The 13,503-nt window shown below is 68.2% G+C and carries 20 protein-coding genes; all 20 read right to left on the bottom strand.

The window, feature by feature from the left end:
* Positions 1–7: 7 nt before the first annotated feature.
* The 20 genes from tatC to RAMLITH_RS11675 all read right to left on the bottom strand — a co-directional run bounded on the left by tatC (position 8) and on the right by RAMLITH_RS11675 (position 13,473).
* The gene (tatC, locus tag RAMLITH_RS11580; protein ID WP_168107552.1) at positions 8–796 is read right to left on the bottom strand and encodes a twin-arginine translocase subunit TatC; all 789 of its coding nucleotides are present in this window, start codon (positions 794–796) and stop codon (positions 8–10) included.
* Positions 796–1,272, bottom strand: a complete 477-nt coding sequence (gene tatB, locus RAMLITH_RS11585) for a Sec-independent protein translocase protein TatB (protein WP_168107553.1) — start codon at positions 1,270–1,272, stop codon at positions 796–798. The genes tatC and tatB overlap by 1 nt, the downstream gene beginning before the upstream one ends.
* Before the next feature lie 89 nt (positions 1,273–1,361).
* Complete coding sequence (tatA, locus tag RAMLITH_RS11590) at positions 1,362–1,604, bottom strand: Sec-independent protein translocase subunit TatA (protein ID WP_168107554.1); 243 nt, start codon at positions 1,602–1,604, stop codon at positions 1,362–1,364.
* A gap of 150 nt (positions 1,605–1,754) precedes the next feature.
* Positions 1,755–2,117 carry a histidine triad nucleotide-binding protein gene (locus RAMLITH_RS11595; protein WP_168107555.1) on the bottom strand — a complete coding sequence of 121 codons (363 nt, stop codon included), beginning with the start codon at positions 2,115–2,117 and terminating at the stop codon, positions 1,755–1,757.
* Between the two features lie 15 nt (positions 2,118–2,132).
* Positions 2,133–2,480, bottom strand: a complete 348-nt coding sequence (locus RAMLITH_RS11600) for a DUF4870 family protein (protein WP_168107556.1) — start codon at positions 2,478–2,480, stop codon at positions 2,133–2,135.
* 7 nt (positions 2,481–2,487) lie between these two features.
* A complete protein-coding gene (locus RAMLITH_RS11605) occupies positions 2,488–2,889 on the bottom strand; it encodes a phosphoribosyl-ATP diphosphatase (RefSeq protein WP_168107557.1) in 402 nt (133 codons plus the stop codon).
* Positions 2,886–3,275: a phosphoribosyl-AMP cyclohydrolase gene (gene hisI, locus RAMLITH_RS11610; protein WP_168107558.1), complete on the bottom strand. Its 390-nt coding sequence runs from the start codon at positions 3,273–3,275 to the stop codon at positions 2,886–2,888. Before hisI ends, RAMLITH_RS11605 begins: the two co-directional genes overlap by 4 nt.
* A 41-nt stretch (positions 3,276–3,316) precedes the next feature.
* On the bottom strand, positions 3,317–4,096 hold the full coding sequence (hisF, locus tag RAMLITH_RS11615) for an imidazole glycerol phosphate synthase subunit HisF (protein WP_168107559.1): 780 nt from the start codon (positions 4,094–4,096) through the stop codon (positions 3,317–3,319).
* Between the two features lie 30 nt (positions 4,097–4,126).
* The gene (gene hisA / locus RAMLITH_RS11620) at positions 4,127–4,867 is read right to left on the bottom strand and encodes a 1-(5-phosphoribosyl)-5-[(5-phosphoribosylamino)methylideneamino]imidazole-4-carboxamide isomerase (protein ID WP_168107560.1); all 741 of its coding nucleotides are present in this window, start codon (positions 4,865–4,867) and stop codon (positions 4,127–4,129) included.
* Positions 4,868–4,891: 24 nt separating this feature from the next.
* A complete protein-coding gene (gene hisH, locus RAMLITH_RS11625; protein ID WP_168107561.1) occupies positions 4,892–5,536 on the bottom strand; it encodes an imidazole glycerol phosphate synthase subunit HisH in 645 nt (214 codons plus the stop codon).
* Between the two features lie 47 nt (positions 5,537–5,583).
* Positions 5,584–6,204, bottom strand: a complete 621-nt coding sequence (gene hisB, locus RAMLITH_RS11630) for an imidazoleglycerol-phosphate dehydratase HisB (protein WP_181017773.1) — start codon at positions 6,202–6,204, stop codon at positions 5,584–5,586.
* The gene (hisC, locus tag RAMLITH_RS11635; protein WP_168107562.1) at positions 6,201–7,277 is read right to left on the bottom strand and encodes a histidinol-phosphate transaminase; all 1,077 of its coding nucleotides are present in this window, start codon (positions 7,275–7,277) and stop codon (positions 6,201–6,203) included. Before hisC ends, hisB begins: the two co-directional genes overlap by 4 nt.
* Positions 7,274–8,593: a histidinol dehydrogenase gene (gene hisD, locus RAMLITH_RS11640; RefSeq protein ID WP_168107563.1), complete on the bottom strand. Its 1,320-nt coding sequence runs from the start codon at positions 8,591–8,593 to the stop codon at positions 7,274–7,276. The genes hisC and hisD overlap by 4 nt, the downstream gene beginning before the upstream one ends.
* Positions 8,590–9,249 carry an ATP phosphoribosyltransferase gene (gene hisG / locus RAMLITH_RS11645; RefSeq protein ID WP_168107564.1) on the bottom strand — a complete coding sequence of 220 codons (660 nt, stop codon included), beginning with the start codon at positions 9,247–9,249 and terminating at the stop codon, positions 8,590–8,592. Before hisG ends, hisD begins: the two co-directional genes overlap by 4 nt.
* On the bottom strand, positions 9,246–10,514 hold the full coding sequence (murA, locus tag RAMLITH_RS11650; RefSeq protein WP_168107565.1) for a UDP-N-acetylglucosamine 1-carboxyvinyltransferase: 1,269 nt from the start codon (positions 10,512–10,514) through the stop codon (positions 9,246–9,248). Before murA ends, hisG begins: the two co-directional genes overlap by 4 nt.
* 7 nt (positions 10,515–10,521) lie before the next feature.
* Positions 10,522–10,767 (bottom strand): BolA family protein, encoded by a 246-nt coding sequence (locus RAMLITH_RS11655; RefSeq protein WP_168107566.1) that lies wholly within the window; start codon positions 10,765–10,767, stop codon positions 10,522–10,524.
* 25 nt (positions 10,768–10,792) lie between these two features.
* Positions 10,793–11,548, bottom strand: coding sequence for an ABC transporter permease (locus tag RAMLITH_RS11660; protein WP_168107567.1), 756 nt, complete (start codon positions 11,546–11,548; stop codon positions 10,793–10,795).
* Positions 11,545–12,471, bottom strand: coding sequence for an ABC transporter ATP-binding protein (locus RAMLITH_RS11665; RefSeq protein WP_168107568.1), 927 nt, complete (start codon positions 12,469–12,471; stop codon positions 11,545–11,547). Before RAMLITH_RS11665 ends, RAMLITH_RS11660 begins: the two co-directional genes overlap by 4 nt.
* 58 nt (positions 12,472–12,529) lie before the next feature.
* On the bottom strand, positions 12,530–12,802 hold the full coding sequence (locus RAMLITH_RS11670; RefSeq protein ID WP_168107745.1) for an STAS domain-containing protein: 273 nt from the start codon (positions 12,800–12,802) through the stop codon (positions 12,530–12,532).
* An 11-nt stretch (positions 12,803–12,813) separates the two neighbouring features.
* Entirely contained in the window at positions 12,814–13,473 is a 660-nt protein-coding gene (locus RAMLITH_RS11675) for an MlaC/ttg2D family ABC transporter substrate-binding protein (protein WP_168107569.1), read from the bottom strand.
* Positions 13,474–13,503: the final 30 nt, after the last annotated feature.

Below are 13,503 nucleotides of genomic sequence, written 5' to 3' on the forward strand. Positions count from 1 at the left end.
GCGCCCGTCAGTCCGCGGCGGCGGTTTCGTTCTCCCCGGGCGCCTTGGTGTGCTTGATGAACACCTGGGCGGCCCAGATGCCGACCTCGTAGAGGAGCACCATGGGGATCGCCAGCGCCAGCTGCGACACCACGTCCGGCGGCGTGACCACGGCGGCGATGATGAACGCCGTGACGATGAAATACGGGCGGAACTCCTTCAGTTTCTGGATCGTCACGAACCCCATGCGCGCCAGCACCACCACGACGATCGGCACCTCGAAGGCCATTCCGAACGCGATGAACATCGTCAGCACGAAACTGAGGTAGGCCTCGATGTCAGGCGCGGCGGTGATGCTCTTGGGCGCGAAGCTCTGGATGAACGAGAACACCTGCCCGAAGACGAAGAAGTAGCAGAACGCCACGCCGGCAAAGAACAGGACGGTGCTCGAGACCACCAGCGGCAGGACCAGCTTCTTCTCGTGCGAGTACAGCCCCGGCGCGACGAAGGCCCACACCTGGTAGAGCACCACCGGCAGCGCGATCAGGAACGCCGTCATCAGCAGGATCTTCAGCGGCACCAGGAACGGCGAGATCACCGAGGTGGCGATCAGCGTGGCGCCCTTGGGCAGGTGCGCCACCAGCGGCGCGGCCAGCAGGTCGTACAACGCTCCCGGGCCGGGATAGAGCGCCAGCACGCCGGCCACCAGGCCGACGGCGATCAGCGCCTTGACGAGCCGGTCGCGCAGTTCGACGAGGTGGGCGACAAATGGCTGCTCGGTGCCTGCGAGCTCGTCTTCTTGGTTGCGCTCGGACATCAGTTGAATTTATGGGGGCGGTATCGGGCGACCCGCGCGGCGCCGGAAAGCGCCTTGGTGCGGATGCCGTTGCGCGCCTTGTACCAGCCGGGCGTGGCGCCCTGCTTGATCCGCCACTTCTTCTTCGGGTGGCGGTACTCGGGATAGGAAAGCGGCGCTTCGAGGGCCGCCGCGCCTTCCCCCATGCCGCCCCAGGAACGCTCCAGGTCGGTGGCGGTGGCCTGCAGCGAACTCTCCACGTCGCGGGCGGCGGCCTGGACGTCGCGCGCGGCCGTCTCCACCGACTCCTTCATCTTCTTGAGCTCTTCGAGCTCGATGGAGCGGTTGACCTCGGCCTTCACGTCGGCCACGTAACGCTGGGCCTTGCCCATCAGCGTGCCGACGGTGCGCGCCACGCGCGGCAGCTTTTCGGGGCCGATCACGATCAGCGCCACGGTGCCGATCACCAGGATCTTGTCGAAGCCAAAGTCGATCATGCGGATTCAATGAAGGGGCAACGCGCCGGCAGGCACGCACCCCATCCGCCTGCGCGGACAACGGGCGGGGGTGCCCACCGGGCCGTGGGTCAGGACTTGTTCCTGGCTTCCACGTCGATGGTGGTCTTGTCGGCGGCCGGCTGCGAGGAGGCAGTGACCTGGCTCGGGGGCGACGCGGGCTGGTCGCTCGCCGCGCCGTCCCGGATGCCGTCCTTGAACCCCTTCACCGCACCGCCCAGGTCGGAGCCGATGTTCTTCAGCTTCTTGGTGCCAAACACCAGCACGATGATCAGCAGGACGATCAACCAGTGCCAAATCGAAAACGAACCCATGTGTATTACCTCCGGCCGAACGGCCTCATTGGAAGGAGTCGCGCCCCGCGGGCGCATGCCCGGCCAGGCAATGCCTCCCGACTCCCGTACAACCTGTGGATTCTAGTCGGGCAGCAGAAGTTCAGCCCTGATGAGGAGACTGCGGCGCGCTCAGCCCTTCAGCCAGGGCCGCGGCCCGCCGAAGACGTGGATGTGCAGGTGGTGGACCTCCTGCCCGCCATCGTCGCCGGTGTTGATCACCACGCGCCAGCCGCCTTGCGGATAAGGCCGGCAGCCCTCCTGCAGCGCCAGCCTCGGGGCCAGCGCCATCATCCGGCCCAGCAGCGGCTCGTGCTCGGGGCCGACCTGCGCCAGCGACGCGATGTGCTGCTTGGGCACCATCAGGAAATGCACGGACGCCCACGGATGGATGTCGTGGAAGGCGAGGATCTCATCGTCCTCGTGCACTTTCCGCGAAGGGATCTTGCCCTCGACGATCTTGCAGAACACACAGTTCGGGTCGGCAGCGCTCATGGTGTCGTCGGTGGGTCAAGCCGGCAGGCGGCCGTCGTTGAAGCGCAGCCAGCCCCGCAGGCAGCGGTAGAGATACCACAGCCCGATCACGGTGTACGCCACCATCCCGGGGAAGAAGAACAGCAGCCACAAGGGACCGGTGACCACCAGCCACAACACGGTCCACCAGAAGGTGGAGATCATGTAGCTGTGGTGGGCCACGTAGAACGAATCGTGCTCGTCGGCGCGCCTGATGTAGTTCACGATCAGCGCGATCACGGCGAGCATGCCCATGCTGGCCCAGGAAATGGTGTGCAGGCCGTACAGCACGTGCATCACGGTGCGGTCGCCGGGGCTTTTCACGTCGTCGTAGGGCGCGGACATCGTGCGTTCACTCCCCGGCGCTTTCGCGCTGCTGCGTCTTGCGCATGGCTTTTTCCTCGATGCCGCTGGTGCCCTCGCGGCGGACCAGCTCGGCGATGACATCGGCGGGACGCAGCCCGTAATGGGCCAGCGCGACCATGCAGTGGAACCACAGGTCGGCCATTTCGCCCACCAGCTTGCGCCTCGCGTCGGGCGTGCCGGCCGCATCCAGGTCCTTGGCGGCCATGACGACTTCGGTGGCTTCCTCGCCGATCTTCTTGAGGAAGGCATCCGGGCCGCGCTGCAGCAGCCGCGCCACATAGCTCTTTTCCGGGTCGCCGCCGTGGGCCGGCTTGCGCGTTTCGATGACCGAGGCCAGCCGCTCGAGCAGGTCTTCCTGGCCGTGTTCCCCTGTTTCCATGCTGTTCATCGGTAGATGGCCTGCGGGTCCTTGAGCACCGGCTCGACGGTGTGCCAGGCGCCGTCGCGGTACACCCGGAAAAAGCAACTGTGGCGGCCTGTGTGGCAGGCGATGGATGGATCGTGGCCCTGCTGCGTCACCTGCAGCAGCACCACGTCGTTGTCGCAGTCCAGCCGCACCTCGTGGACGGTCTGCACGTGGCCCGATTCCTCGCCCTTGAACCACAGCTTGCCGCGCGAGCGGCTGAAATACACCGCGCGTCCGAGCTCCACGGTCTTGCGCAGCGCCTCCCGGTCCATCCAGGCGAACATCAGCACGTCCTTGCTGCCGGCCTCCTGCGCGATGGCCGGCACGAGGCCTTGCGCGTCCCACTTCACCTGATCGAGCCAGTCCATGGCGTTATTGTGACGGATGGCGCCGCGCGCCGAGTCGGCGGTCAGAGGCGCACCGGGATGCCGCGCTCGGCCATGCGGGCCTTGGCCTGGCCGACGGTGTACTCGCCGTAGTGGAAGATGCTGGCCGCCAGGACGGCGTCCGCATGCCCCAGCTGGATGCCGTCCGCGAGGTGGTCGAGGTTGCCGACACCTCCCGATGCGATCACCGGTACGGGCACCGCGTCGCTGATCGTGCGCGTCAGCTCCAGGTCGAAACCGGCCTTGGTGCCGTCGCGATCCATGCTGGTCAGCAGGATCTCGCCGGCGCCGCGCCCGGCCATCTGCCGGGCCCATTCCAGCGCATCGAGGCCCGTGTTGCGGCGCCCGCCGTGGCTGTAGACGTCCCATCCCGGGCCGCGCTGCGCCGCGTCGTCGCCAGTCCGCCGCTTGGCGTCGATCGCGACGACGATGCACTGCGAGCCGTACTTCCCGGCGGCCGCGGAGATGACGTCGGGGTTGGCGATCGCGGCGGAATTGAAACTGGTCTTGTCGGCGCCGGCGTTGAGCAGCCGACGGACGTCGTCGACCGTGCGCACGCCGCCACCCACGGTGAGCGGAATGAACACCTGCGAGGCCACGGCCTCGATCATGTGCAGGATCAGCCCGCGGTCGTCGCTGGTGGCGGTGATGTCCAGGAAGGTGAGTTCGTCGGCGCCCTGCTCGTTGTAGCGGGCCGCGATCTCCACCGGATCGCCGGCATCGCGCAGTTCGACGAAATTGACGCCCTTGACGACGCGGCCGCCGGTGACGTCCAGGCAGGGAATGATCCGTTTGGCGAGCATGTTGTCAGGCGGCGCGGCGCCGCGCGTCCTTCACTTGCCGAGCTCGTCGGCCTTGGCCTGGGCGGCGACGAAGTCGAGGTCGCCCGAATAGATGGCGCGCCCGCAGATCACGCCTTCGACGCCTTCGTCCTCGACGGCGCACAGCTTCTCGACGTCCGCCATGTTCGACAGCCCGCCCGAGGCGATCACCGGGATGTGCAGCGCCTGCGCCAGCTTCACGGTGGCCTCGACGTTGATGCCGGTCAGCATGCCGTCGCGGCCGATATCGGTATAGACGATGGATTCGACGCCCCAGCCCTCGAACTTGCGTGCCAGGTCCACCACCTCGTGCCCGGTCAGCTTGCTCCAGCCGTCGGTGGCGACCTTGCCGTCCTTGGCGTCGAGGCCCACGATGATGTGTCCGCCGAACGCCGTGCAGGCGTCCTGGAGGAACCCGGGGTTCTTCACCGCGGCGGTCCCGATGATCACGTAGCGCAGGCCGCCGTCGATGTACTTCTCGATCGTGTCCAGGTCGCGGATGCCGCCGCCGAGCTGCACCGGGATCTCGTCGCCGACCTCCTTGAGGATGGACTTCACCGCCGCGTAGTTCTGCGGCTTGCCCGCGAAGGCGCCGTTCAGGTCCACCAGGTGCAGGCGCCGGGCGCCCTTGTCGACCCAGTGGCGCGCCATCGCGGCCGGGTCCTCGCTGAACGTGGTGGCGCGGGCCATGTCACCTTGCTGCAGGCGAACGCAGTGGCCGTCTTTCAGGTCGATCGCGGGAATGAGGAGCATGGTGCCGGAAGCAGCGGGTCGGGATCAGGGGGTCCAGTGCAGGAAGTTGCGGTACAGGGCGAGCCCCTGGTCGGCACTCTTCTCGGGATGGAACTGGGTGGCAAAAATATTATCCCGCGCCACGGCCGCGGTAAAGCGCGTGCCGTAATCGGCCTGGCCGGCGCTGTGGCGCGCATCGGACGGGCGGACGTAGAAACTGTGGACGAAATAGAAGTAGCTGGCATCCGGCACGCCGTCCCAGATCGGGTGCGGCTGGGTCTGGAACACCTGGTTCCATCCCATCTGCGGGACCTTGTAGCGGCTGCCATCGGGCTGCAGCCGGCCCTCGAGGTCGAACCGCAGGACCTCGCCGTGGATCAGGCCGAGGCCGTCCGTCGGCCCTTCGGCGCTGCGATCGAGCAGCATCTGCATGCCCACGCACACGCCGAACAGCGGCTTGGCGGCGGCGGCCTCCAGCACCGACGCACGCAGCCCCGATTGCGCCAGTTCGCGCATGCAGTCCGGCATGGCGCCCTGTCCGGGCAGCACGATCCGGTCGGCCGCGCGCACGTCCTCGGGCCGCGAGGTCACCACGACCTCGAAGCCGCTGCCGCGCGCCACGTGCAGCACGGCCTGCGCCACGGAGCGCAGGTTGCCCATGCCATAGTCGACGACTGCCACGGTTTTCATGCGAATTCAGCTCACTCGGGCACGCCGCGGCGCTCCCAGGGTTGCGGTCAGAGCGAGCCTTTCGTGGAGGGCACGATGCCGGCGGACCGGGGATCGAGCTCCAGCGCCATGCGCAGGGCCCGCCCGAACGCCTTGAACACGGTCTCGCACTGGTGGTGGGCGTTCTCGCCGCGCAGGTTGTCGACGTGCAGCGTGACGAATGCGTGGTTGGCGAAGCCCTGGAAAAACTCGTGCGCCAGCTGGCTGTCGAAGGTGCCGATCATGCCGCTCTTGAACGGCACGTTCATCACCAGTCCCGGCCGTCCGGAGAAATCGATCACCACCCGCGACAGCGCCTCGTCCAGCGGCACGTAGGCATGGCCGTAGCGGCGGATGCCTTTCTTGTCGCCGACGGCGCGATGCACCGCCTGGCCGAACGTGATGCCCACGTCCTCCACCGTGTGATGGCCGTCGATGTGCAGGTCCCCCTCGGCGCGGATGTCCAGGTCGATCATGCCGTGGCGTGCGATCTGGTCCAGCATATGGTCGAAGAAGCCGATGCCGGTGGCAAAGCGGCCCTCGCCCGTCCCGTCCAGGTCCAGGCGGACGGTGATGCGGGTTTCGGCGGTGTTGCGGGCCACCTCCGCTCGTCGGTGGCTGGGCGTGTGGTCGGCGGAAGGCATGTTCATAGGCTGGCTTGCAGGGCCGCGAGCAGTTCCGCGTTCTCCTGGGGGGTTCCCACCGTGAGGCGCAGGCAGTCGGCCAGCAATGGGTGCATTGTAGAAACGTTCTTGACCAGCACCCGGCGCTCCTTGAGGCCGGCAAAAGCCCGGGCGGCGTCCGGCACGCGCACGAGGATCATGTTCGCGTCGCTGGGCCAGGGCTTGACTCCGGGCAGCCGCGCGAGTTCCGCCAGGAGCGCCGCGCGCTGGCTTCGGATCTGCGCCGCCTGGGCCGCGAACACGTCCGCATGCTCCAGCGCGAACAAGGCCGCCTCGGCGTTGAGCACGCTCACGTTGTAGGGCGGACGCACCTTCTCCAGCTCGGCGACCAGCGCCTTGCGTCCGATGAGGTAGCCGATGCGCACCCCGGCCAGTCCGAACTTGCTCATCGTGCGCATCAGCAGCACGTGCTGGTGGCGCTGCAGCCGATCCAGGTAGCTGCGGCTGGCAAAAGGCTGGTAGGCCTCGTCGATCACCACCAGCCCGGGCGCTGCCTCGACGATCTTCTCGATCACCGCGTCGTTCCACAGGTTGGCCGTCGGGTTGTTCGGATACGCCAGGTAGATCACCGACGGCCGGTCGCGGGCTATCGCATCCAGCATGGCGGCCTCGTCCAGCTCGAAGTCGGCCGTGAGCGGCACGCCGGTGAATTTCAGCCCCTGCAGCTGCGCGCTCATCGCGTACATCACGAAGCCGGGCACCGGCGCCAGGATGCCCGCCCCGGGGACGTCGCAGGCCATCGCGATCATCGAGATCAGCTCGTCGGAGCCGTTGCCGAGCATCAGCTCGAAGCCCTCGGGCATGCCGGCGTGGGCGGCCAGCGCCGCGCGCAGTTCGTTGATGCGCTCGCCCGGATAGCGATTCAGGGCCAGTTCGGCCAGCCGCTCGCCGAGCCGGGCGCGCAGCTCGGCTGGCATCCGGTACGGGTTCTCCATCGCGTCGAGCTTGATCATTCCCGCCGACGGCTGGATCGCGTACGCGTGCAGTCCCTGCACGTCGCGGCGGATCAGGTGCTGCAGGCGCTCGGGCAGGCCGCTCATCGCTTCAACCTCATTTCGGCGGCGCGGGCGTGCGCCTGCAGGCCTTCGCCGTGCGCGAGTTCCGAGGCGATCGCACCGAGCGCCTGCGCGCCCGCCTCGCTCACCTCGATCAGGCTGCTGCGTTTCTGGAAGTCGTACACGCCCAGCGGGCTGGAAAAGCGCGCGGTGCCGCTGGTGGGCAGGACATGGTTGGGCCCGGCGCAGTAATCGCCCAGCGATTCGCTGGTGAAGGCGCCAAGGAAGATCGCGCCGGCATGGCGCAGCAGCGGCTCCCAACGGTGCGGATCGCGGCTGGCGATCTCGAGGTGCTCGGGGGCGATCCGGTTGCTGATCGCGCACGCCTCCTCCATGCTCCGCGTCTGGATCAGCGCACCGCGGCCATTGAGCGATGCGGCGATGATCGCGGCGCGCGGCATCTCCGGCAGCAGCCGGTCGATGGCACCCTGCACCTGGTCGATGTATCCCGCGTCGGGGCACAACAGGATGCTCTGCGCCAGCTCGTCGTGCTCGGCCTGCGAGAACAGGTCCATCGCCACCCAGTCGGGCGGCGTGCTGCCGTCGGCCAGCACCAGGATTTCGCTCGGGCCGGCGATCATGTCGATGCCGACTTGGCCGAACACGCGCCGCTTGGCGCTCGCGACGTAGGCGTTGCCGGGGCCGGTGATCTTGTCCACGCGCGGCACCGTCTGCGTGCCGTAGGCCAGCGCCCCGACCGCCTGCGCCCCGCCGATGCGGAACACCCGGTGCACGCCGGCGACGTGGGCCGCGGCCAGCACCAGCGGATTCTGCTCGCCGCGCGGGGTCGGCACGACCATGACGATCTCGGGCACCCCGGCCACATGCGCCGGAAGGGCGTTCATCAGCACCGAGGACGGGTAGGCCGCCTTGCCGCCCGGCACGTAGATGCCGACACGGTCCAGCGGCGTCACCTTCTGGCCCAGCAAGGTGCCGTCGGCGTCGCGGTAGCTCCAGCTCTCGCCGCTGGCGCGGCGCTGCGCCTCGTGGTAGCTGCGCACGCGCTTGGCCGCCGCCTCGAGCGCATCGCGCTGTGGCGACGGCAGCCCGTCGAAGGCGTGCTTCAATTCGGCCGGCGTGAGTTCCAGTTCGGCCAGCGTGGCCGCCTCGAGCGCGTCGAAGCGCTTCGTGTATTCCAGCACCGCGGCGTCGCCGCGCCGGCGCACGTCGGCCAGGATGGCGCCCACCGCCTGCTCCACCTGCGCGTCGGTCTCCGCCGACCAGTGCAGCCGCCGGGCGAATTCGTCTTCGAAGCCGGCATCCGCGGTGGACAGCCGCAACGGAGTGGCGCTGGACGTCATGCCGTGGCCTTCGTGGCGGCGGCGAACGCGTCGATGACGGAGCGGATCGCCTGCTGCTTGAGTTTCAGCGCCGCCTGGTTCACCACCAGCCGCGAACTGATGTCCATGATGCGCTCGACCTCGACCAGCTGGTTGGCCTTGAGCGTGTTGCCGGTGGACACCAGGTCGACGATCGCATCGGCCAGGCCGGTCAGCGGCGCCAGCTCCATGCTGCCGTACAACTTGATCAGGTCGACGTGCACGCCCTTGGCGGCGAAGAACTCGCGCGCGATGTTGACGTACTTGGTCGCGACGCGCAGCCGCGAGCCCTGGCGCACGGCACTGGCGTAGTCGAAGTCGGCGCGCACGGCCACGCTGACGCGGCACTTCGCGATACCGAGGTCCAGCGGCTGGTACAGCCCGGCTCCGCCGCCCCAGTCGGCGCCATGCTCGATCAGCGTGTCAAGGCCGGTCACGCCGACGTCGGCCCCGCCGTATTGCACGTAGGTGGGCACGTCGGTGGCGCGGACGATGACGACGCGGACCTCCGGCCGGTTGGTCGCGAGGATCAGCTTGCGCGACCGCTCCGGGTCGTCGAGCACCTCGATGCCGGCGCCCCGCAGCAGCGGCACGGTCTCCTCGAAGATCCGGCCCTTGGACAAGGCTAGCGTGATCATGATTTGACCCGTTCGATGTCGGCGCCGATGCCGCGCAGCTTCTCTTCCATACGATCGTAGCCGCGGTCGAGGTGGTAGATGCGGTCGACCAGCGTCTCGCCCTCGGCGACGAGGCCGGCGATCACCAGGCTGGCCGACGCGCGCAGGTCGGTCGCCATCACGGTGGCGCCGGACAGCTTCTCCACGCCTTCGATCACGGCGAACTTCCCCTCCACCTGGATGTTCGCGCCCAGGCGCACCAGTTCGTTCACGTGCATGAAGCGGTTCTCGAAGATCGTCTCGGTGACCTTCGACGGGCCGTCGGCGATGGCGTTCAGGACCATGAACTGCGCCTGCATGTCGGTGGGAAAGCCCGGGTATTCGCTGGTGCGGAAGCTCTGCGGCGCGAGGCGCCCTTGCGCGTGCAGGTGGATGCCGTCGTCGACGGCGTTCACGCTGGCGCCGGCGTCGCGCAGCTTCTCGATCACCGCCTCGAGGTGATCGGCGCGTCCGTGGCGCAGCACCACGTCGCCGCCGGTCGCCGCGACCGCGCACAGGAAGGTCCCGGCCTCGATGCGGTCGGCAACCACGCGATGCGTGCAGCCGTGCAGCTTCTCGACGCCCTGCACCACGATGCGGCTGGTGCCGTGGCCCTCGATGCGGGCACCCATCGCGATCAGCATCTCCGCCAGGTCCGTGACCTCCGGCTCCTGGGCGGCGTTCTCCAGCACGGTCTCGCCCTCGGCGAGCGTCGCCGCCATCAGGAAGTTCTCGGTGCCGGTCACCGTCACCATGTCGGTGCGGATGGCGGCGCCGTGCAGGCGCTCGCGTCCCTTGGGGAGCCTGGCGATCATGTAGCCGTGTTCGACGACGATCTCGGCGCCCATCGCCTGCATGCCCTTGATGTGCTGGTCGACGGGGCGCGAACCGATCGCGCAGCCGCCGGGCAGCGAGACGGTCGCCTCGCCGAAGCGGGCCAGCAGCGGTCCGAGCGCGAGCACCGAGGCCCGCATCGTCTTCACCAGCTCGTAAGGCGCTTCGGGAGAGCTCAGGCGCGAGGCATCGATGCGCACCGTGCCGTCGTCGCCGCGCTCCACCTGCACGCCCATGTTGCGGATCAGCGTGAGCATGGTCGCGACGTCCTGCAGGCGGGGCACGTTCTCCAGCACCACCGGCTGGTCGGTCAGCAACGCCGCGCAGAGTTCCGGCAGCGCGGCGTTCTTGGCGCCGGAGATGCGCACCTCGCCCTGCAACTGGCGGCCGCCGCGAATGAGGAGCTTGTCCATGCCGGTCTCAGGCCTGCTGCGCCGCCTGCCACTCGGCCGGCGTGAGGGCGTGGATGGACAAGGCGTGCACCTCGTCGGTCTTCATGCGGGCACCGAGTGTGGCAAACACCCGCTGGTGGCGCTGGATCGAGCGCTTGCCTTCGAACTCGGGCGAGACCACCAGCGCGGTCCAGTGGCGGCCGTCGCCGTCGACGTCGATGTAGTCGCAGCGCAGCGAGGCGCTGATGATGGATTTCAGTTCGTCGGCAGTCATGGTGCGGAAGGGGCTGGAAATGGTCCTAGCTGCGGATTTTGTAGCCGATGCGCAGCAGGTGGACGGCCACGGCGCTCACGACGGCGAACGCCGTGGCCACGATGCCCAGGCTCAGCCACGGGGACACGTCGCTGACCCCGAAGAAGCCGTAGCGGAAGCCGTCGATCATGTAGAAGAACGGGTTGAGGTGGCTCACGTCCTGCCAGAAGGCGGGCAGCGAATGGATGGAGTAGAACACGCCGGACAGGAAGGTCATCGGCATGATGATGAAGTTCTGGAAGGCCGCCATCTGGTCGAATTTCTCCGCCCACAGCCCGGCAATGATGCCCAGGGCACCCAGCATGGACGCGCCGAGCACCGCGAACACCAGGATCCACTGCGGCGCCACGAAGGCCGGCCGCCCGAACAGGAACGTGACGGCGAAGACGCCGAGCCCCACCGCGAGGCCGCGGGCGACCGACGAGGCCACGTACGCCACGAACCAGCCCCAGTGCGACAGCGGCGTCAGCAGCACGAACACCAGGCTGCCCATGATCTTGCTCTGGATCAGCGACGAGGAGCTGTTGGCGAAGGAGTTCTGCAGCACGCTCATCATCACCAGCCCGGGCACCAGGAAGGCGGTGTAACTGATCTGGTCGTACACCTTCACGTGATCCTGCAGCACGTGGCCGAAGATCAGCATGTAGAGCACGGCCGTCAGCACCGGCGCAGCGACGGTCTGGAAGCTCACCTTCCAGAAGCGCAGCACTTCCTTGTAGAACAGCGTCCGCCAGCCGGTCATGCGGCCTCCGCCGGCTGTCTGTTCTGCGACATCACGTCGAGGAACACGTCTTCGAGATCGGCCTTTCGGATCTCCACGTCCTCGACGCGCAGGCCCGCCTCGCGGATCTCCGCGAGCCAGCGCTCGATCTCGAGGGCGTCATGGGCGGGCAGCTGCACGATGCGTCCCGTGACGCGCGCCCGTGCGGCGAACTGCGGCGGCAGCTCGCCGTCGACCTTGAAGCGCAGCACGTTGCTCGAAGCCGCGCGCAGCAACTCGCTGGTGCGCTCCAGGGCCACGACCCGGCCGGACTGCAGCATCGCAATGCGGCCGCACAGCGCCTCGGCTTCCTCCAGGTAGTGCGTCGTCAGCAGCACCGTGTGGCCTTCGCGGTTGAGGCGGGCAATGAATTGCCACAGCGTCTGGCGCAATTCGACGTCGACGCCCGCCGTCGGCTCGTCGAGCACGATCACCGGGGGCTTGTGCACCAGCGCCTGCGCCACCAGCACGCGCCGCTTCATGCCGCCCGACAGCTGGCGCATGTTGGCGTCGGCCTTGTCGGCGAGTCCGAGGCTCTCCAGCAGTTCGTCGATCCAGGCGTCGTTGCGGGCCAGCCCGAAGTAGCCCGACTGGATGCGCAGCGCCTCGCGCACGTTGAAGAACGGATCGAAGACGAGTTCCTGCGGCACCACGCCCAACTGCCGGCGCGCGCTGGCGTACTGCGACTGCACGTCGAAACCGCGCACGGCGACGCGGCCGGAGGTCGGACGGGCAAGGCCGGCCAGGATGCTGATCAAGGTGGTCTTGCCGGCGCCGTTCGGGCCCAGCAGGCCGAAGAATTCGCCTTCCTCGATGTCGAAAGTGACGTCGGCGAGTGCCCGCAGCGCTCCGCCGCGGGCGACCTGGTAGGTCTTGGAGACGGACTGGAAGGAGATCGCGGGCATGGAAACCCACGATTCTAGCCAGCCGTACGCGCAGCCGCCGGGGCCGCGGAGAGAGGTCCTACGGGGCGGCAGGCAGCAGTTCGCCCACCCCGTACAAGGTGGCGAGTTCGCGCAGCCGCGGCGGCAGGCGGCTCACCGAGAAGCTCTTGCCTTGCGCGAGTGCCTCGCGCCGGCACTCGAGCAGCACCGCGAGCGCCGAGGAGTCGAACTGCCCGAGCGGCCCGGCGTCGGCCACCACCGTGGACCCGGGTTGGGCCCGCAGCGCCTGCGCCAGCATCTGCATGCAGGGCCCGGCCTGTCCGTGCGTGAGGCGGGCGGGCAGGACGAGCATGTCCATGGGCGTCAGCCCTTCTTGCCGTTGGCGGCGGCGCTGGCGTTGGACCGGTTGCGTTCCTGCAAGGTCGCGATCAGCCCGTCGACGCCCTTGGCATTGATTTCAGGCCCGAACTGGCTGCGGTAGGTATCGACCAGCCACACGCCGAGCACGTTGAGGTTGTAGATGCGCCAGCCGGCGCCCTGGCCCGGCGTCTTCTCCATGCGGTACTCGAGCTGGATCGGCTCGCCGCGGCCCCTGATCTCGCTGCGCACCACCACATCGGTGTCCGAGGGCGCGGCCCGGAACGGCTTCATGCTGATGGTCTGGTCGTCCACCTGGGACAGGGCGCCGGCGTAAGTGCGGATCAGCAGCGTCTTGAATTCGTCCTGCAGCCGCTTCTTCTGCTCGGGAGTGGCCTGGCGCCAGGCCGGCCCGACGGCCGCCGCGGTCATGCGCTGGAAGTTCACGTTGGGCATGATCTTGCTGTCCACCAGCGCCATGATCTTGGCCGTATCGCCGGCCTTGACGTCCTTGTCGGCCTTGATGGCGGCCATGACCTCGTCGGAGAGCCGCTTGATCAGCGCGTCCGGCGCCTCGTCGGCGGCCAGGGCAACTTTCGGCACGCCGGCGAACGCCGCCACCACGAACATTGCGGCGGCAAGCCGCCCCAGGTCACGTCTTCTCATTCACATTTCCTTTCAACGGTCACAGACCGG

It is taken from the genome of Ramlibacter lithotrophicus (genome assembly GCF_012184415.1).
Classification (GTDB): Bacteria; Pseudomonadota; Gammaproteobacteria; order Burkholderiales; family Burkholderiaceae_C; genus Ramlibacter; species Ramlibacter lithotrophicus.

Excerpts from the sequence above, each read along its gene's own strand:
- tatC (WP_168107552.1), bottom strand. The coding sequence starts at position 796 with ATGTCCGAGCGCAACCAAGAAGACGAGCTCGCAGGCACCGAGCAGCCA.
- tatB (WP_168107553.1), bottom strand. The coding sequence starts at position 1,272 with ATGATCGACTTTGGCTTCGACAAGATCCTGGTGATCGGCACCGTGGCG.
- tatA (WP_168107554.1), bottom strand. The coding sequence starts at position 1,604 with ATGGGTTCGTTTTCGATTTGGCACTGGTTGATCGTCCTGCTGATCATC.
- RAMLITH_RS11595 (WP_168107555.1), bottom strand. The coding sequence starts at position 2,117 with ATGAGCGCTGCCGACCCGAACTGTGTGTTCTGCAAGATCGTCGAGGGC.
- RAMLITH_RS11600 (WP_168107556.1), bottom strand. The coding sequence starts at position 2,480 with ATGTCCGCGCCCTACGACGACGTGAAAAGCCCCGGCGACCGCACCGTG.
- RAMLITH_RS11605 (WP_168107557.1), bottom strand. The coding sequence starts at position 2,889 with ATGAACAGCATGGAAACAGGGGAACACGGCCAGGAAGACCTGCTCGAG.
- hisI (WP_168107558.1), bottom strand. The coding sequence starts at position 3,275 with ATGGACTGGCTCGATCAGGTGAAGTGGGACGCGCAAGGCCTCGTGCCG.
- hisF (WP_168107559.1), bottom strand. The coding sequence starts at position 4,096 with ATGCTCGCCAAACGGATCATTCCCTGCCTGGACGTCACCGGCGGCCGC.
- hisA (WP_168107560.1), bottom strand. The coding sequence starts at position 4,867 with ATGCTCCTCATTCCCGCGATCGACCTGAAAGACGGCCACTGCGTTCGC.
- hisH (WP_168107561.1), bottom strand. The coding sequence starts at position 5,536 with ATGAAAACCGTGGCAGTCGTCGACTATGGCATGGGCAACCTGCGCTCC.
- hisB (WP_181017773.1), bottom strand. The coding sequence starts at position 6,204 with ATGAACATGCCTTCCGCCGACCACACGCCCAGCCACCGACGAGCGGAG.
- hisC (WP_168107562.1), bottom strand. The coding sequence starts at position 7,277 with ATGAGCGGCCTGCCCGAGCGCCTGCAGCACCTGATCCGCCGCGACGTG.
- hisD (WP_168107563.1), bottom strand. The coding sequence starts at position 8,593 with ATGACGTCCAGCGCCACTCCGTTGCGGCTGTCCACCGCGGATGCCGGC.
- hisG (WP_168107564.1), bottom strand. The coding sequence starts at position 9,249 with ATGATCACGCTAGCCTTGTCCAAGGGCCGGATCTTCGAGGAGACCGTG.
- murA (WP_168107565.1), bottom strand. The coding sequence starts at position 10,514 with ATGGACAAGCTCCTCATTCGCGGCGGCCGCCAGTTGCAGGGCGAGGTG.
- RAMLITH_RS11655 (WP_168107566.1), bottom strand. The coding sequence starts at position 10,767 with ATGACTGCCGACGAACTGAAATCCATCATCAGCGCCTCGCTGCGCTGC.
- RAMLITH_RS11660 (WP_168107567.1), bottom strand. The coding sequence starts at position 11,548 with ATGACCGGCTGGCGGACGCTGTTCTACAAGGAAGTGCTGCGCTTCTGG.
- RAMLITH_RS11665 (WP_168107568.1), bottom strand. The coding sequence starts at position 12,471 with ATGCCCGCGATCTCCTTCCAGTCCGTCTCCAAGACCTACCAGGTCGCC.
- RAMLITH_RS11670 (WP_168107745.1), bottom strand. The coding sequence starts at position 12,802 with ATGCTCGTCCTGCCCGCCCGCCTCACGCACGGACAGGCCGGGCCCTGC.
- RAMLITH_RS11675 (WP_168107569.1), bottom strand. The coding sequence starts at position 13,473 with ATGAGAAGACGTGACCTGGGGCGGCTTGCCGCCGCAATGTTCGTGGTG.